23 protein-coding genes, 1 other RNA gene and 1 pseudogene are annotated in these 23,130 nt (G+C 67.3%); 19 read left to right on the plus strand and 6 right to left on the minus strand.

Translation table 11 applies throughout. The features are described from left to right. Nucleotides 1-34 precede the first annotated feature (34 nt). From glf to ACW9PK_RS10630, 4 genes are all read left to right on the plus strand, one after another. Nucleotides 35-1,222, plus strand: a complete 1,188-nt coding sequence (gene glf / locus ACW9PK_RS10615) for a UDP-galactopyranose mutase (protein ID WP_131332640.1) — start codon at nt 35-37, stop codon at nt 1,220-1,222. Next, nucleotides 1,219-3,249: a glycosyltransferase gene (locus ACW9PK_RS10620; RefSeq protein WP_457015818.1), complete on the plus strand. Its 2,031-nt coding sequence runs from the start codon at nt 1,219-1,221 to the stop codon at nt 3,247-3,249. Before glf ends, ACW9PK_RS10620 begins: the two co-directional genes overlap by 4 nt. A gap of 98 nt (nt 3,250-3,347) precedes the next feature. Then, nucleotides 3,348-4,220: an ABC transporter permease gene (locus tag ACW9PK_RS10625; protein ID WP_085107590.1), complete on the plus strand. Its 873-nt coding sequence runs from the start codon at nt 3,348-3,350 to the stop codon at nt 4,218-4,220. 3 nt (nt 4,221-4,223) lie between these two features. Then, complete coding sequence (locus ACW9PK_RS10630) at nt 4,224-5,150, plus strand: ABC transporter ATP-binding protein (RefSeq protein ID WP_167318330.1); 927 nt, start codon at nt 4,224-4,226, stop codon at nt 5,148-5,150. A gap of 82 nt (nt 5,151-5,232) precedes the next feature. On the opposite strand, the gene ACW9PK_RS10635 is transcribed toward ACW9PK_RS10630, so the two are convergent. Further along, nucleotides 5,233-7,266, minus strand: a complete 2,034-nt coding sequence (locus ACW9PK_RS10635; protein WP_457015820.1) for a DUF6541 family protein — start codon at nt 7,264-7,266, stop codon at nt 5,233-5,235. Between the two features lie 202 nt (nt 7,267-7,468). Between ACW9PK_RS10635 and ACW9PK_RS10640 the strand changes: the two genes are divergently transcribed. Further along, nucleotides 7,469-8,134, plus strand: a complete 666-nt coding sequence (locus tag ACW9PK_RS10640; RefSeq protein WP_183085827.1) for a glycosyltransferase family 2 protein — start codon at nt 7,469-7,471, stop codon at nt 8,132-8,134. 13 nt (nt 8,135-8,147) lie between these two features. Continuing rightward, nucleotides 8,148-8,639: a DUF2304 domain-containing protein gene (locus ACW9PK_RS10645; RefSeq protein ID WP_131332643.1), complete on the plus strand. Its 492-nt coding sequence runs from the start codon at nt 8,148-8,150 to the stop codon at nt 8,637-8,639. Nucleotides 8,640-8,850: 211 nt separating this feature from the next. On the opposite strand, the gene ACW9PK_RS10650 is transcribed toward ACW9PK_RS10645, so the two are convergent. Then, complete coding sequence (locus ACW9PK_RS10650; protein ID WP_144930665.1) at nt 8,851-9,228, minus strand: hypothetical protein; 378 nt, start codon at nt 9,226-9,228, stop codon at nt 8,851-8,853. A 361-nt stretch (nt 9,229-9,589) separates the two neighbouring features. Between ACW9PK_RS10650 and ACW9PK_RS10655 the strand changes: the two genes are divergently transcribed. From ACW9PK_RS10655 to ACW9PK_RS10690, 8 genes are all read left to right on the plus strand, one after another. Further along, a complete protein-coding gene (locus ACW9PK_RS10655; RefSeq protein ID WP_240919105.1) occupies nt 9,590-10,915 on the plus strand; it encodes a CpaF family protein in 1,326 nt (441 codons plus the stop codon). After that, nucleotides 10,912-11,769, plus strand: coding sequence for a type II secretion system F family protein (locus ACW9PK_RS10660; RefSeq protein WP_085107572.1), 858 nt, complete (start codon nt 10,912-10,914; stop codon nt 11,767-11,769). Before ACW9PK_RS10655 ends, ACW9PK_RS10660 begins: the two co-directional genes overlap by 4 nt. Further along, nucleotides 11,766-12,710 carry a type II secretion system F family protein gene (locus tag ACW9PK_RS10665; RefSeq protein ID WP_457015821.1) on the plus strand — a complete coding sequence of 315 codons (945 nt, stop codon included), beginning with the start codon at nt 11,766-11,768 and terminating at the stop codon, nt 12,708-12,710. Before ACW9PK_RS10660 ends, ACW9PK_RS10665 begins: the two co-directional genes overlap by 4 nt. A 42-nt stretch (nt 12,711-12,752) precedes the next feature. After that, on the plus strand, nt 12,753-12,977 hold the full coding sequence (locus ACW9PK_RS10670) for a hypothetical protein (protein WP_131332647.1): 225 nt from the start codon (nt 12,753-12,755) through the stop codon (nt 12,975-12,977). After that, nucleotides 12,949-13,359: a TadE/TadG family type IV pilus assembly protein gene (locus ACW9PK_RS10675; RefSeq protein WP_457015822.1), complete on the plus strand. Its 411-nt coding sequence runs from the start codon at nt 12,949-12,951 to the stop codon at nt 13,357-13,359. Before ACW9PK_RS10670 ends, ACW9PK_RS10675 begins: the two co-directional genes overlap by 29 nt. Continuing rightward, nucleotides 13,337-13,795 carry a hypothetical protein gene (locus ACW9PK_RS10680; RefSeq protein WP_231885499.1) on the plus strand — a complete coding sequence of 153 codons (459 nt, stop codon included), beginning with the start codon at nt 13,337-13,339 and terminating at the stop codon, nt 13,793-13,795. Before ACW9PK_RS10675 ends, ACW9PK_RS10680 begins: the two co-directional genes overlap by 23 nt. An 8-nt stretch (nt 13,796-13,803) precedes the next feature. Beyond that, nucleotides 13,804-14,376, plus strand: coding sequence for a pilus assembly protein TadG-related protein (locus tag ACW9PK_RS10685; protein ID WP_457015824.1), 573 nt, complete (start codon nt 13,804-13,806; stop codon nt 14,374-14,376). Nucleotides 14,377-14,482: 106 nt separating this feature from the next. Continuing rightward, nucleotides 14,483-14,620 (plus strand): hypothetical protein, encoded by a 138-nt coding sequence (locus tag ACW9PK_RS10690; RefSeq protein WP_206398948.1) that lies wholly within the window; start codon nt 14,483-14,485, stop codon nt 14,618-14,620. Nucleotides 14,621-14,812: 192 nt separating this feature from the next. Here the strand turns inward: ACW9PK_RS10690 and ACW9PK_RS10695 are convergent, their stop codons facing one another. Together ACW9PK_RS10695 and ACW9PK_RS10700 are read right to left on the minus strand one after the other, a co-directional pair. Then, the gene (locus ACW9PK_RS10695; protein WP_156523380.1) at nt 14,813-14,974 is read right to left on the minus strand and encodes a hypothetical protein; all 162 of its coding nucleotides are present in this window, start codon (nt 14,972-14,974) and stop codon (nt 14,813-14,815) included. A 27-nt stretch (nt 14,975-15,001) separates the two neighbouring features. Further along, nucleotides 15,002-16,174, minus strand: coding sequence for a glucose-1-phosphate adenylyltransferase family protein (locus ACW9PK_RS10700; protein WP_457015827.1), 1,173 nt, complete (start codon nt 16,172-16,174; stop codon nt 15,002-15,004). A gap of 80 nt (nt 16,175-16,254) precedes the next feature. On the opposite strand from ACW9PK_RS10700, the gene prfB reads away from it, so the two are divergent. Continuing rightward, complete coding sequence (gene prfB / locus ACW9PK_RS10705) at nt 16,255-17,373, plus strand: peptide chain release factor 2 (RefSeq protein ID WP_064845828.1); 1,119 nt, start codon at nt 16,255-16,257, stop codon at nt 17,371-17,373. Nucleotides 17,374-17,483: 110 nt separating this feature from the next. After that, nucleotides 17,484-17,972, plus strand: coding sequence for an SsrA-binding protein SmpB (gene smpB, locus ACW9PK_RS10710; protein WP_055085472.1), 489 nt, complete (start codon nt 17,484-17,486; stop codon nt 17,970-17,972). Nucleotides 17,973-17,982: 10 nt separating this feature from the next. On the opposite strand, the gene ACW9PK_RS10715 is transcribed toward smpB, so the two are convergent. Beyond that, entirely contained in the window at nt 17,983-19,725 is a 1,743-nt protein-coding gene (locus tag ACW9PK_RS10715; protein ID WP_457015829.1) for an ABC-F family ATP-binding cassette domain-containing protein, read from the minus strand. Nucleotides 19,726-20,000: 275 nt separating this feature from the next. Here ACW9PK_RS10715 and ssrA point away from each other — a divergent pair. The 3 genes and pseudogenes from ssrA to ACW9PK_RS10730 all read left to right on the plus strand — a co-directional run bounded on the left by ssrA (nt 20,001) and on the right by ACW9PK_RS10730 (nt 22,246). Next, nucleotides 20,001-20,368, plus strand: a transfer-messenger RNA (tmRNA) gene (gene ssrA / locus ACW9PK_RS10720). Nucleotides 20,369-20,666: 298 nt separating this feature from the next. Continuing rightward, nucleotides 20,667-20,906, plus strand: a pseudogene (locus tag ACW9PK_RS10725) (DUF3237 family protein); the annotation flags it as partial. Nucleotides 20,907-21,409: 503 nt separating this feature from the next. Beyond that, entirely contained in the window at nt 21,410-22,246 is an 837-nt protein-coding gene (locus ACW9PK_RS10730; RefSeq protein ID WP_457015830.1) for a DUF4190 domain-containing protein, read from the plus strand. A 73-nt stretch (nt 22,247-22,319) separates the two neighbouring features. Here the strand turns inward: ACW9PK_RS10730 and hisN are convergent, their stop codons facing one another. Continuing rightward, a complete protein-coding gene (gene hisN, locus ACW9PK_RS10735; protein WP_144930673.1) occupies nt 22,320-23,126 on the minus strand; it encodes a histidinol-phosphatase in 807 nt (268 codons plus the stop codon). Nucleotides 23,127-23,130: the final 4 nt, after the last annotated feature.

Consider the following 23,130-nt stretch of genomic DNA (forward strand, 5'->3'; position numbering starts at 1 on the left):
GTGCATGAATCGCGGAAGATGCTAGGAGAAACACATGAACACTGATCTGGTGGTCGTGGGCTCGGGTCTGTTCGGTTTGACCGTAGCGGAACGAGCGGCGCGAGAAATGGGTCTGAAGGTCACCATGATCGACCGGCGTTCCCACCTGGGCGGCAACGCCTACAGCGAGAACGAGGAGCGGACCGGGATCGAGGTGCACCGCTACGGGGCCCACCTGTTCCACACCTCGAACGAGCGCGTGTGGGAGTACGTGAACCGCTTCACCGCGTTCACGAACTACGTGCACCGGGTGTACACCCGGCACAAGGGGGAGGTGTTTCCCATGCCCATCAACCTGGGCACGATCAACCAGTTCTTCCGCGCGGCGTACTCCCCGGGGGAGGCACGCGATCTGATCCGCGAGCAAGCCGGTGAACTGGCGGGCACGGATCCGCAGAATCTCAACGACAAGGGCATCCAGCTGATCGGGCGCCCGCTGTACGAGGCGTTCATCAAGCACTACACCGGCAAGCAGTGGCAGACCGATCCGAAGGACCTGCCCGCGTCCATCATCTCCCGGCTGCCCGTGCGCTACACGTACGACAACCGCTACTTCAACGACACCCACGAGGGCCTGCCCGTGGACGGGTACACCGCGTGGCTTGAGCGCATGGCGGACCATCCGAACATCGACGTGCGCCTGGACACCGACTTCTTCGACGACTCCCAGGAGTTCTCCAAGTCGAACGTGGTGGGCCAGGTCCCCGTGGTCTACACGGGCCCGGTGGACCGGTACTTCGACTACGCCCAGGGCGACCTCTCGTGGCGCACGATCGATCTGGAGGAGGAGGTCCTGGACATCGAGGACTTCCAGGGCACCTCGGTGATGAACTACCCGGACGAGGACGTCCCGTTCACGCGCATCCACGAGTTCCGCCACTTCCACCCGGAGCGTGACTACACCAAGGACGCGACCGTGATCATGCGGGAGTTCTCGCGTTTCGCCGAGAAGGGTGACGAGCCCTACTACCCCGTGAACACGCAGGCGGACCGCGAGAAGCTGCTCGCGTACCGGGATCTGGCCAAGGGGGAGTCGTCGGTATTGTTCGGCGGCCGCTTAGGCACGTACAAGTACCTGGACATGCACATGGCCATCGGCTCGGCATTGTCCATGGTGGACAACAAGATCGCACCGCATTTCACCTCCGGTGCGCCCCTGAGCAGCGGAGGAGTGGACGAGTGAGCAGCGAACGCGTGGAACAGGCCAGCCAGCCCGAACCGCAGACCACGGATGACCAGGAGTACCTGGCCAAGATCAACACGGAGCCCAGCACAGCGGAGGACCTGCGGGAGGTGGCCCGGGTCGTGTTCCCCGCGAACAAGGACTTGGACGCCCTGCCGCTGTACATCGACGGTCCCATCAACCGGGACGGCCCGTCCTCGGCCGGCGCCGACACCGCCAACCAGCACCCGGACGACATCCTCTCGCGCCGTTCGGTGCGGATCCGGGCTGGGCGACGCGTCTCGTTCGGCTCCTACTTCAACGCGTTCCCGGCGTCCTACTGGCGCCGCTGGACCGTGGCCGAGTCCGTGGTGCTGCGTGTGCGCACTACGGGTGCCGGATCGCTCATCGTGTACCGCACGAATGCTCGCGGGGTCGCGCAGCGCGTCGAGGACCGCCGGGTCAGCGGGAGCGCCACGTGCGAGTTCGAACTCACGCTGGCCCCGTTCGGTGACGGTGGCTGGTACTGGTTCGACCTGATCGCGGACGAGGAGGGCATGGTCCTGGACGCGGCGTCCTGGCTCGTGCCGTCCCATGGCCGCCCGGTGGGTCGCGTGACCCTGGGCGTGACCACGTTCAACCGCCCGGACTACTGCGTCAACACGATCAAGACCATTGCCGAGGCGGACGGCCTGGACGAGGTCCTCGACGAGCTGATCATCGTGGACCAGGGCAACAAGCTGGTCCAGGACGAACCCGATTTCCCGCAGGCCGAGCAGGCCATGCGCGGGAAGCTGCGGATGATCCGGCAGGGGAACATGGGCGGGTCCGGTGGTTTCGCCCGGAACATGTACGAGGTCGTGCGCGGCCGGGACACCCCGAACGGCGTGGAGAAGTCCGACTACGTCCTGATCCTGGACGACGACATCCTGCTCGAGTCCGAGGGCGTGCTACGGGCCACCGCGTTCGCGGACATGTGCCACACCCCGTCCATCGTGGGCGGGCACATGTTCGACATGTACAACAAGCCCCTGCTCAACGCGTACGCGGAGGTCGTGAACCCCTACCGGTTCTTGTGGGGTCCCATCGACGGCCTGGGTGGCGTGGACTTCGCCGAGCGCGGTCTGCGTTCGCGCCCCCAGCTGCACCGGCGCTGGGACGCCGACTACAACGGCTGGTGGATGTGCCTGATCCCGCGCGTGGTCCTCGAGGACATCGGGCTGTCCCTGCCGGTGTTCATCAAGTGGGACGACTCCGAGTACTCGCTGCGAGCCAAGGCCGCCGGCTACCCGACCATCTCCCTGCCGGGTGCGGCCGTGTGGCACGTGTCGTGGGCGGACAAGGACGACGCCGTGGACTGGCAGGCGTACTTCCACGAGCGCAACCGCCTGATCGCGGCCCTGCTGCACTCGCCGTTCGCCAAGGGCGGGCGGATGCTGCGCGAGTCCCTGACCACGGACACCAAGCACGTGGTGTCCATGCAGTACTACCCGGCCAAGTCCGTGTTGCTCGCGATCCAGGACGTCCTGGACGGCCCGGACGGGCTGCACGCCATGCTGCCCACCCGCATGCCCGAGATCCGATCCATGAAGGACGAGTACTCGGACGCGCGCGTGGTCAAGGACCCGGCCACTCTGCCGCCGGTCCGGCGCAAGAAGCCCCCGCGCACCATGGGGGCTCCCAAGTCTCCGACCAAGGCGCAGCTGATCCCGTGGGCGGTGCGCACCGTGCTCAAGCAGACGCTGCGCCCCGTGCGGGACATGGCCAAGGAGTACCCGGAGGCCAGCGTGGCGCACATGGACAGCCACTGGTCCTACCTGGCGTCCCTGGACTCGGCGATCGTCTCCAACGCGGACGGCACCGGGGCGTCCTGGTACCGCCGGGATCCCGCTCAGGTCCGTGAGCTCATGGTGGAGAGCGTCAAGATCCACGCCGAGTTGCTCTCCCGTTGGGACGCGCTGAGCGAGCAGTACCGCGCCGCCCTCCCGGAGATCACCTCGGTGGACGCGTGGGCGCGGACTTTTGCGGAGAACGGCCCCGCGCAGTAATTTGGCCCCTGCACGACGCCGCACGCAGACTTCCGCGTGCGGCGTCGGCGTGTATCCGGTCACGGCGCACAACGGCCCGTGCGAGGAAAGGACGGCAGATGGAAATGCAAGCCCCCGCGACGCAGTTGCGGCCTCCGGGGCAGGACCGCGGCCTGCGGGACGTGTTCGCCAACAGGTTCCTGCTCAAGCTGATCGTGGACAAGGAGATCCAGATCAGGTACCGCGGCACGGTGCTGGGTCTGTTGTGGTCCTACCTCAAGCCGGGCGTGCAGTTCCTGGTGTTCTACATCGCCATGGGCGTGTTCCTGGACCTGAACCGGGGGATCGAGAACTTCGCGGTCTACTTGTTCTCCGGGATCGTGGTGATGAACCTGTTCGGTGAGGTCTTCGGCAACGCATCGCGTTCGGTGGTGGCCAACGGCGGTCTGCTCAAGAAGATCTACCTGCCACGGCAGTTGTTCCCGGTGTCCAACCTGCTGGTCGCGTTCATCCACTTCGTCCCGCAATTGGCCATCCTGCTGCTCGCGTGTCTCGTGACCGGGTGGCGCCCGGACCTCAAACAATTGCTGGCCGTGGTCGTGGGGACGCTGATCATCGCCCTGTTCTCCCTGGCCCTGGGCATGTTGTTCACCACGTTCAACGTCTTCTTCCGGGACGCGGAGAACATCGTGGACCTGATCGTCATGGTCTCCACGTGGGCCTCGCCCGTGCTCTACATGTGGACCATGGTGCGGGAGAAGCTGTGGGACTGGGTGTATTACGTCTACATGGTCAACCCCCTCACGGTGGCCGTGGAACTGTTCCACTACGGGTTCTGGTTCCCCACCACGGATAACCCGCAGATCTGGCACGTCCCGCCCCACCTGATGACGGGCTGGACCCCGTTGGCCATCGTCACCAGCCTGATCCTCTTCGTGATCGCGGACCGGCTCTTCCGGTCCCAAGAGGGCAACTTCGCGCAGGAGCTGTGAATCATGTCTAGTTCAGTCACCCCGCACACCCCCGGGCGCACCGAGGCGGACGTCGCCATCCGGGTCAGGCACATGACCAAGGAGTTCGTGCTGCGCCACACCCGCTCCATGAAGGAGGCCTTCGTGTGGCTCGTGAAGGGCCGCAAGGGGGACCTCACGGCCAAGTTCACGGCACTCAACGACGTCTCGTTCGATGTCTACGACGGTGAGACCGTGGCCCTGCTGGGCTTCAACGGTTCGGGCAAGTCCACGACCCTCAAGATGATCTCCGGGGTCATGAACCCGGACTCGGGGGAGGTGCTCACGCGGGAGCGCGTGGCGGGGCTCATCGAGGTGGGCGCGGGGTTCCACCCGGATCTCACGGGCCGCGACAACGTCTACCTCAACGGCGCCATCCTGGGGATGGACAAGGCGGAGATCGACGAGAAGTTCGACGACATCGTGGCCTTTTCCGAGATCGCCGAGTTCATCGACACCGAGGTCAAGTTCTACAGCTCCGGCATGTACTTGCGCCTCGCGTTCTCCGTGGCCATCCACACGGACCCCGAGGTCTTCCTGGTGGACGAGATCCTCTCCGTGGGGGACGAGCCGTTCCAGAAGAAATGCATCGGTCGGATCAAGGACCTCGTGCGCCGGGGCAAGACCCTCGTGGTGGTCAGCCACGACCTCAACCTCGTGATGGACATCTGCGAGCGCGGCATCGTGATGGACCACGGCAACAAGGTCTTCGACGGCAACGTCTACGGCGCCGTCGCCCACATGCGCAACCAGCCCGAGGAGGAGGTGCGCCGCGAGCACGCGGAAGGCCTCGCGCGCGCCCTCGAGGACAAGCGCCGCAAGCGCGAGTGGCAGGCACGCGAGGCCGCCGAGCGTGGCGAGGAGTTCGTGCCCCAGTACGACCCGGACCTGGACGGGCCCCTGGCCGGCTGAGCCCGCCCCCGCTTCCCGACCTTCGGACGACGCCGCCAGATTTCCTGTCTCGCGGCGGCGTCGTCGTGTGCCGGAGGGCCGCTCAGTCGCAACCGGTGATCTCGTACAGCTTGGCCTCGGGACCGGTCTGGGCGATCAACTCGAACCCGTTCTCGGGTGTGAGCTCGGAGTAGCCGCTCGTGTCGAAGTACGCGAACGGGTTGACCTGTTGCGTGCCGAAGTCCAGGACGAACTGTACGTGGTGGCGGCGCAGCGCGGGGCACACCGCGGGATCGGTCGTGAGCTCGTCCAGGTGGTGGACGATCGTGGAGACGTCCTTGTCCGCGATCAGGCCGTTGTGCGGGATCAGCACGTCCACGTCCGCGACCGAGTAGGCCTGGGAGGTCCCGGTCAGGGGATTGCCGTACACCGTGGCTCCCGGGGGAACGTACTCGGGCAGCTCGTTCAGTAGCTGCAGCTCCTCCGGGGTCAGCAACTGGTAGTCGACCCCGCTCGCGTACTCCGTCTTGCCGTACTCCACGATGTCGGTCATGGGTTGCGTCTGGATCAGCATCCACCCGACGACTACGGCGAGCACCTCGCCCACCACGGCCGCGCAGCGGGAACGCACCACGGGCCTGATCCGGGCGGCGGTGTCCCGCACAGCGGGGGAGGCCTGGCGGCTGCGCGCGGCCCGACCGAGGGCCTGGCGCACGTGGGAGACGATCCAGCGCAGGATCGCCACGGCACCCGCGGTGGCGAGCGGCACCGCGACCACGGGGATCAACGCCAGGATCCGGTGGGAGTCGTTGTACCAGACACCGGTCCAGTCGTAGCGGAAGGAGTAGTCCCGCGAGGCGGCCACCAGGACGTAGAGCCACACGAGGAACAACCATGCTCCCACCACCCAGCGGGAGGTGTGGCGCAGCAGGCTCCCCGCGCCCACGAGGACGAGCAGGACCAGGACCCACGGCAGGTGGGGGGCGTCCGGGTGCACGGTCGCGAGGGCCTCACCCAGGGCCTGCGCCTCGGTGACGTGGGGCCGCCACGAGGACGCGGTCTGGGAGGCGCGCGCGGCGAACCAGATCTGCTGCAGCACCGCGGGCATCGCCACGAGACCCACGGCCCCGAGGACCTTGATCCACCACGGGCGGGTCCGGCGCACCGTGCGCCACCACGCGGTCACGAGCATGATCCACAGCAGCGCGAGACCCACCACCACGGTGGAGGGGTGGGCGAGACCCATGGCGCCGGTGACCGCGAGCAGGGTCAGCCACAGGGCGAGTTTCGAGCGCAGGTAGGGCTCCCGGGACAGCCCCAGGGCATCCGCGAGCAGACCCAGCCACAGGGGCAGCATGGCGATGGAGAGCGTGTTGGGGTACAGGTTGCCGTAGAAGCTCAGCAGATACGGGAACGCGGGGAAACTGGATGCCATCAGCCCCGTGGCCACCGCCACGGCGGGACGCGAACCCAGCAGCCGGGTGGTGAAGTACAGGCTCCCCAGCACCCACACCATGCCGCACACGATCATGGTCATGGCATTCGCCGTGAGCGCCACGGGCAGGTCGGCGACCTGGGCCACGAACGCCACTGTGTTGTGCCACGCCGCCGGGTAGAAGCTTGGTTCCACGACGCCCAACCCACCCAGGGTCAGGGAGGACGCGGACCCGGTGTCCTCGATGTAGCGCACCGCGTTGTAGTGGAAGTTCGCGTCGTAGGTCTGAGAGATGGCATCGGGGCGCTGCATGATCAGGTGCAGTCGCTGCACCACAATCCCGATCCCCAGCACCGCACCGCACACCACGGCCACGGCGGGGCTAGTGATCCGTTCCCGCAGCGGGACGGTCCCGGCCCACGGACCGGTGCGGCGGCGTCGTGAGGGCCACAGCACGAGCCACAGGATAACGGCCGCGACCGCGAACGCCGCGGACGCCGTGAGTGGGTTCCACGGCACGCCCGCGAAACCGAAGATGACGGCGGAGACGGAGAAGCCGGCCACGGACAGCGGCACCACCGACGCCCATCGGGCGAGCCCCCGCAACCCCAGGGCCACGCTGAGCAGCGTGCCGGGGAGGATCACGAGGAGTGCTACGAGAGCGTACGGGGGAAGTGCTTCTGGCCAGCTCAAGGGATCCATGACTCCAGATGTCAACGGGGCGGGGTACGTGGGAAGTTTAGTGGACGGGGCTGGCGGGGGCTCGTGCACACCCCACAGGGTGCAATCGGGCGGTGCCCGCCCGCCGGGGAAGTCGGAGACGCCAGCGACGATCCCCGCAGACGCACTGCTGGGACGGCGCAGGCACGCCGGTGGCTCGGTCGCGCTATGGAACAATGGTCGGGTGAGTCGAGCGTGGATTGTGATGCCCGTGTACAACGAGGCCCAGGTGGTGGGGGAGGTCCTGGAGAACCTCCGCCGGACGTTCCCGCACGTGGTGTGCGTGGACGACGGCTCCCGTGACGACTCCGCGCGGATCTGCCGCGAGGCCGGCGCCGTGGTGGTCCAGCACCCCATCAACCTCGGTCAGGGTGCCGCCCTGCAGACGGGTTTCGAGTACGCCTTGCAAGACCCGGAGATGGACTGCGTGGTCACGTTCGACTCCGACGGCCAGCACCGGGTGATCGACGCGTACGACATGGTTCAGCGCATCCGCTCCGGTGAGGCCGAGGTGGTCCTGGGCTCCCGGTTCCTGGACGACCGCACGCAGGTCTCACCGCTAAAACGCTTCGTATTGCGCACCGCGGCGTTCGTGTCCAAGTTCACGAGCGGGATGGACCTCTCCGACGCCCACAACGGGTTGCGGGCCATCGACCGGGGGACCCTGGGCAAGATCCACCTCAAGCAGAACCGCATGGCCCACGCCTCCGAGATCGTCAACCAGTTCGCGCAGATCCAGCCCCGGTGGGTTGAGCACCCGGTGGAGATCATTTACACGGAGTACTCCAAGGGCAAGGGCCAGTCTCTGCTCAACGGTGTGAACATCCTGACCGAACTGTTCGTGAAGTAGCGGGAGCCCCCACATGACCATCGTGGTCCAGATCGTCCTCATCCTCGCCGTGGCGTACGGTGCGCTCACGCTCGTGCGCGGCGGGGCCAACGCCAAGCACCAGGCGATCCGCCGGCTCGCGGCCGTCGCGTTCTTCGTCTTCGCGGCCATCTCGATCCTGGTCCCGGACCTCGTCACGAGCGTCGCGCGGTTCCTGGGCATCGGCCGTGGTACGGACCTGGTGCTCTACGCGCTCGTGGTGCTGTTCATGGTCACGCAGTACACCACAGCGCAGCACCGCCGTGCGGAGGAGGTCAAGCTCACCCGCATCGCCCGGCACATCGCCATCTCGGAGACCGAGAAGCCCTGGGAGCCCGACGCCGCCCACGGCGAGCGTCGCTCGGTGCGCGCCTTCCGCCACACCTCGCCGCTGGGTCGGCCGGTGGAGGCGCCATCGTCGGGGTACTCGTCCGGGCACAACGCTGCTGGGCCGGGTTCCGCACAGCAAGAAAATACCGGGCTATAGGCCAGAGGCCACACCCGGTACATAGTCATTTTACTCCCCGGAATCGGGCCCAGCGATGCCGGGCTGGGAGGCATGGTCATACATCCTCAAGCCGAGGCACGCAGTCTTCCTCTCGGTCAGGAAATCGGGCACACCACATCGTTTGGCGACATGGTCTGCGAGTAGGGCCTTGGGCGACCGGGAACCGTCGAGTCCCGCTGTGAGACGTTATTTATCCCGGTCGGATCGCCCCTATGAGTAACCGTTCGAACAACTTCAGGTAGGCCGTCCACGGATCTGCGAACCCTGCCACCGGGTCGGCAGGATCTCGAGCAGCGACGCAACAGAAGAAACGGAAGTCTCTGTCGGCCAAGACGGTGTCCACGAAGCCCTTGTAAGTATTGAGGGCGCCCTGGGTGAGCTCCGTGAGGTGGAACGTGCCGTAGTCATGGGTTCGGTCTCGGTACTTCTGCATGCTGCGCAGTACCCGGGGAGGCTCAGGGTGAAGGAGAAGGCCGACAGCGAAGAATCTGTCTCGGGAGATCGAGCCTGTTTCGTCGAGAAAAGCGGGAGGGGGGTGGGTCTTAGGCAGAAACAGGTGCTTGGCCACTCTTCCCTCCTTCCATCGGTGGCGTCATCGTAAGGCGGCCGGGTCGCACGCTCATTCTCGACTTGCGCCGTTGGCCCCGCATGGAGCTTGTGCTGCCGAGGTCCAGGTCTCTCAGTGACGTCGCGGCGACCAGCTCGGCCGGACTAGCGCGTCCTGCCCCATTGGTCGTGATGCCCATCACGCTCGATGCAGTTGCATAGTGGGTCGGAACATGACGCCCATGGCCGGGTTCATCGGTGCACGTCAGCGGGATTATCCACAGACCGGGTGCCGTGTCGTGTCGATCAGCTGCGATTTCCCCTAGCGTTCCCTGCAGAGTTGACCAGCCGGTAACGGGTTCGGGGGAATCCCAGGGGGAGTCATGGCCGTAGGGGTCGCCGAGGACGCGATCGGGTTGATCGAGGCGGATGTGCGTGAGCAGATCCGGCGCAGCGGGTTGGATCCGTTGCATGAGGTGGAGCCCACCCGCCAGATCGTGGCCGCTGTGGTGGCGGAGTACGACGTGCGTTCGGCGCGTGCGGGGTTGCCGCGGGTGCAGGACCTTGAGGCTGCCCGTAAGACGGTGCTGGACCTGGTGGCCGGGTACGGTCCGTTGCAGCCGTTCCTGGATGATCCCGAGGTCGAGGAGATCTGGATCAACGGCCCGACCGAAATCTACATCGCCCGCGACGGCGAATCCGAGCTGACGAGTCTCGTGCTGAGCGAGTCACACGTGCGCACCCTCGTGGAGCGCATGCTCAAGTCCTCGGGGCGCCGCCTGGATCTGAGTTCCCCGTTCGTGGACGCCTCCCTGCCGGACGGTTCCCGGTTGCACGTGGTGATCCCGGACGTCACCCGGGCGCATTGGGCGGTGAACATCCGCAAGTTCGTGGCACGGGCCCGCCGCCTGGAGGATCTGGTGGGGTTGGGTTCGCTCACCACCCAGGCCGCGCAGTTCCTGCATGCGGCGGTGGATGCCGGGTTGAACATCCTGGTGTCGGGGGCCACCCAGGCCGGGAAGACCACCCTGCTCAACTGCTTGTGCGCGGCGATCGGCCCGCGGGAGAGGGTGATCACGGTCGAGGAGGTCTTCGAGCTGAAGGTGGCGCTGCGCGACGTCGTCGGCATGCAGTGCCGCCAAGCGAACCTCGAGGGCACGGGCGAGATCCCGCTGCGCCGGCTCGTGAAGGAGGCGCTGCGCATGCGCCCGGACCGGTTGGTCGTGGGGGAGGTGCGCGAGGCCGAGAGCCTGGACATGCTCATCGCGCTGAATGCCGGGCTGCCAGGGATGTGCTCGCTGCACGCCAATTCTGCCCGTGATGCCGTGACCAAGATCTGCACCCTGCCGCTGCTCGCGGGCGAGAACATCAGTAGCGCGTTCGTGGTACCCACCGTGGCCTCGTGCTTCGACCTGGTCGTCCATTGCCACCGCGCGCCCTCGGGTCACCGGTACGTCGCCGAGATCCTGGGCATCGGTAACCGGGTGGAGAACGGCGTCATCGAGACGTACCCGATCTTCCGCTTACAGGACGGTGCCCTGCGCGCGGTGGCCTCGGAGCTGCCCTCGGCCCACAAGTTCACGCGCGCGGGCTATTCTCCGGCGTCGCTGATTCACGACGACGCTCCGGCGAGTACCGCGTCCGACGACGCCGGCCGCATCGCTACGCCCGAGGACAACGCGTCGCGAACGGGGCGGCGAGACCCATGAGTGCGTTGTTCGGAGTACTGCTGGGAACCGGGGTGTTCCTCGTGTGGTGGTCGTGCTGGACCCGGCCACCCGCCGCGCGGACCAAACACACGCGGGCAGGCTACCTCCGCACCCTGTTGTTACGGGCGGATCTCCCGGGCCTGTCACCCGCGGCGTTCATCGGGCTGAGCCTGCTCCTCGCTCTGGTGGCGGGGGTGTTGATCCTGGCGCTGACGTCCGCCGCGGTGTTCGGCCTGTGCGTCTTCCTCGTGACACTGTGCCTCCCGCTGTGGCTCGTCAAACGGCGCGCACGACGCCGCACGGCCGTCCTGCGCGAGGTCTGGCCCGACGTCGTGGACCATTTGCGCTCCGCGATCCGCGCGGGGATGGGCCTGCCCGAAGCCCTGATGCAACTGCAATACCGGGGACCGGAACCCCTGCGACCCGCGTTCGCCCAGTTCGCGGCCGACTACCGTGCTAGCGGTCAGCTCCACGGGTCGCTGACCATGCTCAAGCAGCGGCTCGCCGATCCCGTGGCGGACAACATCGTGGAGGCGCTGCGCGTGACCCGCGAGGTGGGCGGCACCGATCTGGGGAAGTTGCTGGGCACCCTGTCCGAGTTCCTGCGGGAGAACGAACGAACCCGCAGTGAACTGGAAGCCCGGCAGTCCTGGACCGTGAACGCCGCTCGGCTGTCCGTGGCGGCACCGTGGCTCATCCTCGCGCTCATGGCCACCCAACCCGCAGCGGTCCGCGCCTACAACACGGCCACCGGCGCCGCCGTGCTCCTGGGAGGGCTCGCGATCTCGGTGCTGGCGTACCAGCTCATGCTGCGCCTGGGCGCCTTACCCACCGAGCGGAGGGTGCTGCGATGAACCTCACCGTGCTGTCCGGGGTGCTCGGACTCGTCCTCGCACTGGGATTGTGGCTCATCCTTGCGGCGGCCAGGGCCGTGGGAGCGCCCAGCTTCGCGGACCGGATCGCCCCGCAACTGCGTGCCGCGGAGCTCTCCGCCGGACTCGGGGACAACCCCTGGCGCTCACGGCGCTCCCGCGGCCAGTCCCTGGCGGGTGCGGCGGGCAACGCCCTCATGCACTGGATCCTTCAGCGCGCAGCGCCCCTGTTCTCCAACGCGGACGTCCTCGCCCGACGACTCGTGCGGGACGGTTCCCGTAAGGACGTCATGGACTACCGCGCCGAACAGGTGCTCTTCGGTGTGGCCGGAGCGGTCGTGGGCAGCGTGATCGGAACGGCCCTGGTGCTGCGGGCGGACGTGAACATCGCGATCCTCGCCGTGGGTGCCGTCCTCGGCGCGGGGACCGGGGTATGGCTGCGTAACTACCTCTTGAGCCGCAGTATCCAGCGCCGGGAGAAGCGCATGCTCGCCGAGTTCCCCGCTGTGGCAGAGCTCATGGCGCTCGCGGTAGGCGCCGGGGAAAGCACCGTGGGCGCGCTCGAACGGGTGTGCCGGGTCGCGGAGGGCGAGTTGGTCGGGGAATTCCGAGCGGTGCTCGCCCAGACGCGCGCCGGGTCCGGATTGACGACGGCGCTGCAGGACTTCTCGGCGCGCACCGACGTCGTGGCGCTGGGCAGGTTCGTGGACGGCATCGTCGTCGCCATCGAACGGGGCACCCCGCTCGCTGACGTGCTGCGAGCCCAAGCTCAGGACGTGCGGGACCACGACAAACGGGTCCTGATGGAGATCGCCGGCAAGAAAGAGATCGCGATGCTCGTCCCGGTCGTGTTCTTCATCCTGCCGTTGAGCGTGATGTTCGCGGTGTTCCCCGGACTTGCGGTCCTGGACCTGGGGTTCTGACGGATCGGCTCCCGAACCCACTGACTACACAAGGAGAAAATCATGAAGCACCTGATGCGCTGTCATGCGGCCACCGTGTGGCTGCTGACCGTCTCCCTGCCCGCCCGGCTCGCACCGAGTAATGACCACCCGGATCGGGGGGACGTACCCGGCTGGGTCATGCTTACGCTCATGTCCGCGGTGCTGGTGGCGGGGCTGTTGTTGATCGCCCGGCCCGCCTTGGAGGGGTTGTTCCAGGATGCCATCAACCGCGTCTCGGGCCTCTGACCCCGCGCTCGACCTGGACGCCGGCAACGCGGTGGCCGAATACGTCATGGTCCTCGCGCTCGCGATCGTGCTGTTCGGCCTCATTCTGCAGGTGGGATTCGCGCTGCACGTGCGCAACACCCTGATCGACGCCGCCGCGGCCGGGGCTCGGTACGCGAGCCTCGCGGACCGCACCGACGAGGACGGCATCGCCCGCACGCGCGGGATCATCGCCGACACCGTGGGCGCGAGTTATGCGCGGGACATCTCCGTGTCCCGTACCAGCGTGGGGTCACTGCCGGCGGTCGAGATCCGTGTGGTCTCGCCCCTACCGGTCGTGGCCACGCTGGGCCCGCCGCGCGCGCTGGAGGTGAGTGGGCATGCGGTCAACATGGATTCGTGAGGTCCTCGCGCGGCGCGGTTCCGGGGACGATCCGGACCGGGGGAGCGCGATCGTGGAGTTCATCGGACTGGGCCTGCTATTGCTCGTGCCCGTGATGTACCTGGTGGTCACGGTGGCCCGGGTCCAGGCGGGTTCCCTCGCCGTGGTCGCGGCGGCGGACCAGGCGGCTCAGGCCGTGTCCGTTCTCGAGGCCAAGGACCTCAATCGCGTAAGGGTGCACGACGTCGCCGCCGTCGCGGCCCAGGATCACGGTTTCGACCCGCGGGACCTCGCTGTCACGGTGAGCTGTTCGGACGGGACGTGTGAGACACCCGGTTCGGTGGCGCGGGTCCACGCCACCGTCACCGTGGAGCTCCCCTTGATGCCGGGGTTCGTCACGGCCAGGATCGCCACGCTGTCCTCGGACGTCACCGTGATCGCGGGGCGGTACTCATGATGCGCGCGATGCTATCCGGCCGCAACGTGATGCGGCCCCTCATCGGTATCACGACTGCGCAGATCGACGACCTCGACGGGCCGCGGCCACACGAATGCCCGGCGCAGGGGACGAGTCAGGACCGCGATGAACCGCATCGTGCGAACCCCGAGGATCCTGACTCCGGTCAGACCACGATCGTGCTGATCGGTTTCGCCCTGGTGACTCTGCTCCTGGTGGTCACAGTCATGGCGATCACCAGCGTGTACGTGGGGGAGCGGCAACTTCAATCGCTCGCCGATCGGGCGGCGGGGGCCGCCGCGGACACGTTCACGAACGTGGACCGCTCCGGTTCGGGTCCGCCCACACCCATCCTCACGAACGGGGCGGTGGCCGCCTCGGCCACGAGTTACCTGGGGACCGTGGGGGCTTTCCACGATGTCAGCGGGCTGTCCCTCGCGGCGCCCACGGGATCGGCGGACGGGACGACCGCCCAGGTCACGCTCTCGGCCGTGGTGCATCCGCCGGTGGTCAACGTGTTCATCCCAGCGGGTGTCCCGATCAGCGCCACGGGGGACGCGCGAGCCGTCATGCAGCGGTGATTCACCTCACCCGGTTTGCCGTCTGAACAGAGGTTTCACAGGTGACGTGTTGTGTACCGTTGACGCGTCACTGGCGGAGTGACTTTCCGTGATAAGTGGGACTGCCATGACCGATGCTCCGACCACCACAACCGACACCGCACGCGCAACCTCCTGGGCCGTCGTCCAGCACGACGGCGCTCCCTCGGTGTCCGTGGGCCTCCTGATCCTGCGCCTGGCCCCGATGCCCCAAACGGCCCGATGACGGGTGCCGTCACGAGTGACGCTCCGCCATTAGCGAGGCCCCGCTACAAGCGAGGTGTCGCTATGAACCACGCACCGCTAGGAGCACGGCCACGCTACGCGTGATGCACCGCACTGAACGAAGCACCGATATGACGAAGGCACGGCCGGGAGATTCCCGGCCGTGCCTTCGCCACATTGCAGTGGGCGTGACTCAGCGGCGCAGCATACGCAGCAAGCGACGGGCGGTGGCCACCCGGCGGTATGCGGCCACGGGAGGCACCACGCCGATGAGGCGGCGGGTGGCTTGGCGGCGCACGGTGGAGCGCAGCACCTGACGCAGCACGGGGCCCAGGGTGGATCGGGAACGGCTCATGACAAGACGACCTTTCGAAGGAGGGGATCAGTACTGTTCATGGTTCCGTGGCAGGACCGCGGAGGTGTCGAACGCTTCTCGCTGGCTCACGGTACCGGTGCGGTCGATCACCGTGACGTGCTGCGCGGAACCGCGCTGCGAACCGCCGGTGATGTCCGCACCCGAATCGGCGACCACGTTGATGAGCTCCACCGTGGGACCCACGTGCACGTCGTCGAGCAGCACGGAGTTGCGCACCACGGCCCCGGCCTCGATCACGCAGTTCTGGCCGATGATCGAGTGTTCCACGGTGCCGGCCACCCGCGCCCCGGGGGCCACGTACGAGCGGGAGACCGCGGCGTCGTCGGTGATGAACGCGGGCGGGGGAGCAACCTGGCCGCTCCAGATGGGCCATGCGGGATCGTCGAGGGTCGCGCCGTCGCCGTCGATCAGCTGCATCTGCGCGGTCCAGTAGGACTGGACGGTCCCGAGATCCATCCAGTACCCCAGGTGCCGGTGCTCGACCACCCGGTGGTGTTCCAGGACGTAGGGGATGAGGTCCTCGCCGTAGTCGCCCAGCCCGCCCAGTTCGGACTGCAGGGTGTCCAGCGCCGACAGCAGCACGTCCGTGGAGAAGAGGAACATCTCACCGGCCACAAGGTTGCCCTTGGGCTCCTCGGGCTTGTACGCGAACTCGGTAACCTGGCCGGCTTCATTGGTGCGTACCACGCTGTAGCGGGAGGGATCCTCGGGGACCTCGGTGGTGACCATGGTCAGATCAGCGCGCTTGGTCAGGTGGGTGTCCACCACGGACCGGAAATCGATCGTATAGAGGTGGTCCGCGGAGAGCACGAGGACCAGATCCGGGTCCGCCTCACGGATGATCGTGCTCTGGCGGTAGATGGAGTCCGAGTTTCCGCTCGCGAAACCCTCGCCGTGGGACCCCTCGTAAGGCGGCAGGATCTGCAGCCCGCCGTGGGAGCGGTCCAGGTCCCACGGGCGACCGCCGGCCATGTAGGCGTTGAGGTCGTGGGGCAGGTACTGCTGCACCATCCACACGTCCGGGATGTGCGAGTGCGCCAGGTTGGACAGGGACACGTCGATCAAGCGGTACGTGCCGCCCACGGGCAACGCGGGCTTGACCACGTAATCGGTCAGGGCGCCCAGTCGAGACCCCTTGCCTCCCGCCAGGATGAGTGCGAGTACGGTGGGGCGTTCCATCGGCGGGCTCCTCAGCAGCGGTGTCGCAGGGAATCCTACCGACTCACGGACCCGGGGGCCATGACGTAAAGTGATGTGTCATGGCCTCCATTGACTACGCTGCAGAAATCCGTGCCCTCCGAGCCACCTACGACTCCGTGGCGGCGGTCAGCGACGTCGAGTCCATGAAGAAGCAGATCGCCGTCCTGTCCGAGCAGGCCGCGGCCCCGGACCTGTGGGACAACCCGGACGAGGCCCAGAAGGTCACCTCGCAGCTCTCGCACCAGCAGAGCAAGCTGGACCGGCTCAGGAAGATCTCCGGGCGCATCGACGACCTCGAGGTCATGGTGGAACTCGCGGAGGAAGAGGACGATCAGGACACCCGGGACGCCGCCGCGGAGGAACTCGAGTCCATCCGCAAGGCGCTGTCCGAACTGGAGATCCAGACCCTGCTGGCCGGCGAGTACGACGAACGCGAGGCCGTGGTCACCATCCGCTCGGGCGCCGGTGGTGTGGACGCCGCGGACTTCGCGGAGATCCTCATGCGCATGTACCTGCGCTGGGCGGAGCGCCACGGGTACCCCACCAAGGTCCTGGACACCTCCTACGCGGAAGAGGCGGGTCTGAAGTCGGCCACGTTCGAGGTCAAGGCGCCCTACGCGTTCGGGACCCTGTCCGTGGAGGCGGGTACGCACCGGCTCGTGCGGATCTCTCCGTTCGACAACCAGGGGCGGCGCCAGACGTCCTTCGCCGCGGTGGAGGTCATCCCGCTCATCGAGTCCGACGACACGATCGAGATCCCGGAGTCCGAGCTGAAGGTGGACGTGTTCCGCTCCTCGGGTCCCGGTGGTCAGTCCGTGAACACGACCGACTCCGCGGTGCGCATGACCCACATCCCCACGGGCATCGTGGTGTCCATGCAGAACGAGAAGTCGCAGATCCAGAACCGCGCGGCCGCGCTGCGCGTGCTGCAGTCCCGCTTGCTGCTGTTGCGCCAGCAGGAAGCGGACGCCAAGAAGAAGGAGATGGCGGGGGACGTGAAGGCATCCTGGGGTGACCAGATGCGCTCGTACGTGCTCAACCCCTACCAAATGGTCAAGGATCTCCGCACCAACTACGAAGAGGGCAATCCCAGTTCCGTGTTCGACGGCGGGATCGACTCGTTCATCGACGAAGGCATTCGCTGGCGCGCGGACGCCCGCCAGCACGACGAGGACTAAGGGTTCCCCACCGCACGACGACGCCGCCCCGCCCGGCAGGTGCCCCGCGCACCCCGGGCCGGGACAGCGGCGTCGTCCCCGGCGGGACCCGGTGAAGGAAGAACAGGCCGATGGCCAAGAAGAACGCTGATGACGGCCGCCAGATCGTGGCCAACAACAAGAAGGCGCGCCACGACTACAACATCTACGACACCTACGAGGCCGGACTGGCGCTCATGGGGACCGAGGTGAAGTCGCTGCGCATGGGGCGGGCGTCCCTGGTGGACGCGTTCTGCCAGTTCGACAACCGCGGCGAGCTGTGGCTCGAACACGCCCACATCCCGGAGTATCTGCAGGGCTCGTGGACCAACCACTCCGCGCGGCGGCGGCGCAAGCTGCTGTTGCACCGCTCCGAGCTGGATAAGATCGCGGGCAAGACGCGCGAGGCCGGTTACACCATCATTCCGCTGTCCCTGTACTTCGTGCACGGCAAGCGCGTGAAGGTGGAGATCGCGGTGGCCCGCGGCAAGCGCGAGTACGACAAGCGTCAGACCCTGCGCGAGAAGCAGGACAACCGCGAGGCCCAGCGCGCCATGCGCTACCGCAACATGCGCGGTTGAGCCCTTCGACTCACGGCGTCCCGGCCGGTACCTCCAGTGCGAGGTGCCGGCCGGTCCAGTTCCTGCGCAACCAGCGATCGTGGGAGGCCACGAGCACGGTCCCCGGGTAGTCGGGCACCGCCGCCTCGAGCTGCGTGGCGAGCACGAGTGAGAAGTGGTTGGTGGGCTCGTCCAGCAACAACACGTGCGGCGGGTCCGCGAGCAGCACCGCCAGGGCGAGCCGACGCCGCTGCCCCACGCTGAGCTCACCGACCCGCCGGTTCTCGTCCCGCCCGGCCAGCAGGCCGAACGTCCCGAGGGGAACGGTCTCCGCGCGACTCTCTCCCACGAGCTCATGGTAGATGTGGGCCGCCGTGCGCTCCGGGTCGGCGCCGGGCAGTGTGGCGTCCTGGTCCAATAACCCCACGCGTACGCCGGGTGCGACGTGCACGGAACCGCGCGTGGGTTCCAGTCTCCGGGCGAACAGGCTCAGCAGGGTGGATTTGCCCACGCCATTGGAACCCGTGATGAGCCACGACTCACCCGCGCTCACGGCCAGGGATACGGGTGCCATCCGTCCCGCGACCTCGGCCGCGGAGGCGGTCAGTACCGGACCCGTGCGGTGCAGTGCGGCCTCCGATCCAGTCAAACCCGCGGTGAGTCCCTGGAAGTACAGCTCGCGGGGTGGCTTGCGGATCTGCTCGTTTTCGACGGTGGCCAGGCGGGTCCGCGCGTCGTTGACCCGTCGGGAGACCACCGTGGCGTTGCGGTCCGCGTAGAACTTCTTCGCCGCACGACCCTCCGTCTTGGGGGACCGGTCGCTGTGGCCCACGGTCTGCTGTTCCCGCACGGCCGCGCGGAGCTTCTTCAGTTGCGCCTGTTCGTCCCGATACGTGCGTTCCCAGCGCTCGCGGGTATCCATGCGGGCGAGCACGTACTGGGAATAGGTGCCGCCGAAGCGGGTCACGCCGATGCCCGTCCCGGTGCCGTCACCCACGAGATCGGAGGTGACGGCATGCGGTCGGGGTGCGGGGTCCAGGTCCACGAGCGAGGTCACGGCGGTGTCCAGGAATGCGCGGTCATGGCTCGCCAGCAGCACCGGTCCGTGCCACGACCGCAGGGTCGCGCGCAGGAAGTCCGTGGCGGCGTCGTCCAGGTGGTTCGTGGGTTCGTCGAGCAGCAACACGTCCGGGGTGGAGAGCAGCAGCCAGGCCAAGGACAGTCGTGAGCGCTGTCCGCCGGACAGGGCACCCGTGGGCCGGTCACGACCCACGCCTCCCAGGCCGAGCCCGCCCAGAGTGACGTCGATGCGGGTGTCCACGTCCCACGCGCCGATCCGTTCGGCAGTGTCCAGGGCGGCGGCGTACGCGGTGGCTGCGCCCTCGTCCTCCGGGGCGCGGGCGAGGGCGTCAGCTGCGCGGTCGACGACGGATGCTGCGTCCCGCACGGTCCGCACCGCCGCCTCCACCGCCTGGGCCACGGTGTCGTGCGGCGCGAAGGGGGGTTCTTGGTGCAGCAGGCCCACGCGCAGCGAATCGCCGGGGCCGACGGCGCGGACCTCACCGGTGTCGGGCGCGCGCAGGCCCGCCATGATGCGCAGCAGGGTGCTCTTGCCGGAACCGTTCTCTCCGATCAGACCCGTGGGATCACCCGCGGTCACGGAGAAGCTGATGTCCGTGAGCACCCGGTGGGAGCCGTAGGAGGCGGAGATGCCGGACACGCGGATGTGCGCGGCCGTATTAGGGGTGGCGGGAGAATGCGGGGGATGAGCCATGGGTGTCCTCGGATAGCCGGGGTCCCCGCCGGGCAGCGGCCACGGGCGCGGGGAGGTCGAATGGCTCATCGGAACATGCGTTACACCCTAGGGCATCCCGCGGGGGAGGGCCAGGGTAGGGCAGCACGGGTGGAGCCGGCCGCGGTCCGAGGAGCCCGGTCCGCGGCCCCTGCCGATTTGACGGTGTGGCTAGGGCGGGCGTAATCTGATGTGTCCATGAGCGGGCGAGTCACTGAGATCCGCTGGCACGTGGAAGCTCATTGAAAAATGAATACGGGGATGATCGGTTTCGACGATGTGAGTTGAGACAGGGGAAGCGGGTCGAGGACGCAGAGTTATCTCGTAAACGCTCTCTGTAAAACAATAAGTGCCAAATCCAAGCGCACTGACTTCGCTCTCGCTGCGTAAGTAGCGACAGCAGTCTGGCAGCCCAGGTTCACCTTCGACCTGGATCCTGCCATCAGCTAGAAGGTCACTGCTGCGGACGCAGGTTACGGGCGTTCGTGGGACTCTTACGTAACTGAGTTCGGCGGTCACTCGTGTGCGAGATGACCGGAACTGAGAAACCTGTAAGCACACTGCACCCGGAGAAGCCCTGACAATGCTGCATCGGACGGGGGTTCAATTCCCCCCATCTCCACTGTCGTCCTGTCCCAGGACGTGAGAAGACCCTGAACCAATGGTTCAGGGTCTTTTTGTTTGCCTGAGCCCGGGAACATCTGAGTCCCGAAAAAGCACGCGGCCGATGGCTCCGAGTGCGTTATCGGGACATATTTGTGTCCAGGGGTCCGCGTTCGGAGGGGCAAGCACGGGAGCCCGGCGGACCCGAGGCCCATGTCCGCATGCGTGCCCGACCGGCGGGAGTCCTCGGGCCTAGGGTGGAGGCAGGACGGACCCCACAGTCCCCAGTCCTTCGGCACGCGTTCACCGTGCGGGTGGAAATGGCCGCACCCCTGACCGTGGGCCGGACCGCCGCCGGGACACGCGGGGTCGCACCGATCACCGGCGGCGCAGTGACCGGTCCTCGCGGCTCCGGGCGTGTGCTGCCCGTGGGAGCCGATTACCAGGTGGTTGGTACCGAGATCCCCTGGCTCGAGGCCAAGTACGTCCTGGAACTCGCCCACGGTCACCTGGTCTACGTGGACAACCGCGCCGTGCGGGTGACCAGCGCGGAGGACTCCCGGGCCATCGCCCAGGGGATCCCGGTGGACCCGCAGCGGGTGTACTTCCGATGCGCCCCGTGCTCACCGCGGACGAGGACGGGCCGTGTACGTGGCTCAACCACACCGTGTTCGTGGGATCGGGGGAGCGGGACCCGGACTGTGTTCGCCTGGAGATCTTTGCGGTGCAGTGAGGTGTGGAGAAGTGCGGTGAGGTGGGCCGACCTTACCTGGGGGCGGAGGTCCCTGGCAGGGACCTTCCGCACCTTGCAGCGGTGGGCCCGGGCCTGGGCAGTCCGCACATGGAACGAGGACCAGGACCCACGCCCGCGCCCCGGGAACCTCTGTGCTGCGATAAAACCGTGTACCGGCCGGTACATGTGCGTGGTGCAGCACAGTGGTTCAAGGCGGCCGGAAGGGGCGTGCCCGAGCGGGGTGGGCTGGGGCGTCCCCCGGTGTTCCCCGCGCGATGTGGAAGACTTGAGCCGGAAACCCATCATCGAAACCGAGAGGTAGGCGCTTCCATGAGTGAGCGGTCCAACGATCAGTCGGGTTCGTCCTCGGCCTCCCACCGGGACCAGCCGCAGTACGGTCAGTACTCCGACGGCCGGGTTCAGAGTGCGGGCGGGACGCAGCAGCCCGAGTACGGCCAGTACAGCGATCCGTCCGCTCAACAGGGCGGCCAGGGCTACGGGAACAACGCCTCCCAGGCCGGCGGCTACGGCACCACCGGCCAGTACGGCACGTCCGATCAGTACGGCTCGTCCAACCAGTACGGCGGTGACGACCAGTACGGCGGTGACGACCAGTACGGCCAGTCCGGTCAGCAGTCCTATGGCGGCCAGGCTTACGGTAATCATGGCTACGGCAACCATGGCTACGGCGCCGGCGGCTACCCCCAGCAGGGTTACGGCGTCCAGGGCCAGGACACCCAGGGTGGCTACCCCACGCACTACCAGAACGAGTACAACCAGGGTGGTTACGACAACCAGGACGGCTACGGCAACCCCTACGCTCCGGTGCCGGGCCGCGGGCTGGGCATCGCCTCACTGGTGCTCGGTATCCTGGGCATCCTCACGTTCTGGCTCGCCGGTCTGGGCGGTGTACTGGGCCTCGTGGGCCTGATCCTCGGCATCATCGGCGTGGTCAAGATCCGTAAGTCGCGCCGTGGTTCCCCGGCACTCGCGGTCGTGGGCATCGTACTCTCCGCACTCGCGCTGCTGGGAGGCATCCTGATGGCCGTGCTGTTCGCCTGGGTCTTCGGTCAGGCCGCCGACTGCATGGACCTCGCGGTGGCCGGAAACGACGCCGCGTACCAGGAGTGCGTGGAGAACGCCCTCAACGATTCCTTGAACTCCTGAGGTCCCCGCGGGTGATCCCGCCCCTCGGATGAGACGAACGAGCCCGGTGTCACGCACGTGACACCGGGCTCGTTCAGTCCTGGGGGGCGCCGGTACCGAGGACGTCCAGAGCGGCGTCGTGCAGGAGACCGTTGCTGGCCAGGGCGTTGTCCCCGAAGGGACCGTCCTGCCCGGCCAGGGACGTGAAACGCCCGCCGGCCTCGGTGACGATGGGCACGAGCGCGGCCATGTCGTAGAGGTTGAGTTCGGGTTCGCACGCGAGGTCCACCGCGCCCTCGGCGACCATGCAGTAGGACCAGAAGTCCCCGTAGGCCCGCGTGCGCCACACGGAATCGGTGAGCTCGATGAACTGCTGGCGTACACCCAGATCCCGCCATCCGCTCAGGGACGAGTAGGACAGCGATGCGTCCGAGAGCTGGGTGACTGAGGAGACCGACAAGCGCGTGGCCTGCGAGAGTGAGCGCCCCGTGAAGGCCCCCGACCCGGCGGCGGCCCACCAACGGCGGTTGAGCGCCGGCGCGGACACCACGCCCAACACCACCTCACCGTCCTCGATCAAACCGATCAGCGTGGCCCACACGGGTACGCCGCGCACGTAGTTCTTGGTGCCGTCGATCGGGTCGATCACCCACTGGCGGCCGCCCGAACCCGTGGTCCCGAACTCCTCACCGATTACGGCGTCCCGATTGCGTACGCGCCCCAGTTGCGCGCGGATCACTTGTTCGGCCTCGCGGTCCGCGTCCGTCACGGGTGTGAGATCGGGTTTGGTCTCCACGGTGAGGTCCTGGGACTTGAACCGTTTCATGGTCAGTCCGTCCACGGAATCCGCGAGGATGTGGGCCAGGCGGAGGTCGTCCGTGTAACTGCTGGGTGCACGCATGCGT

This window comes from Kocuria sp. MNB10, from assembly GCF_054073685.1.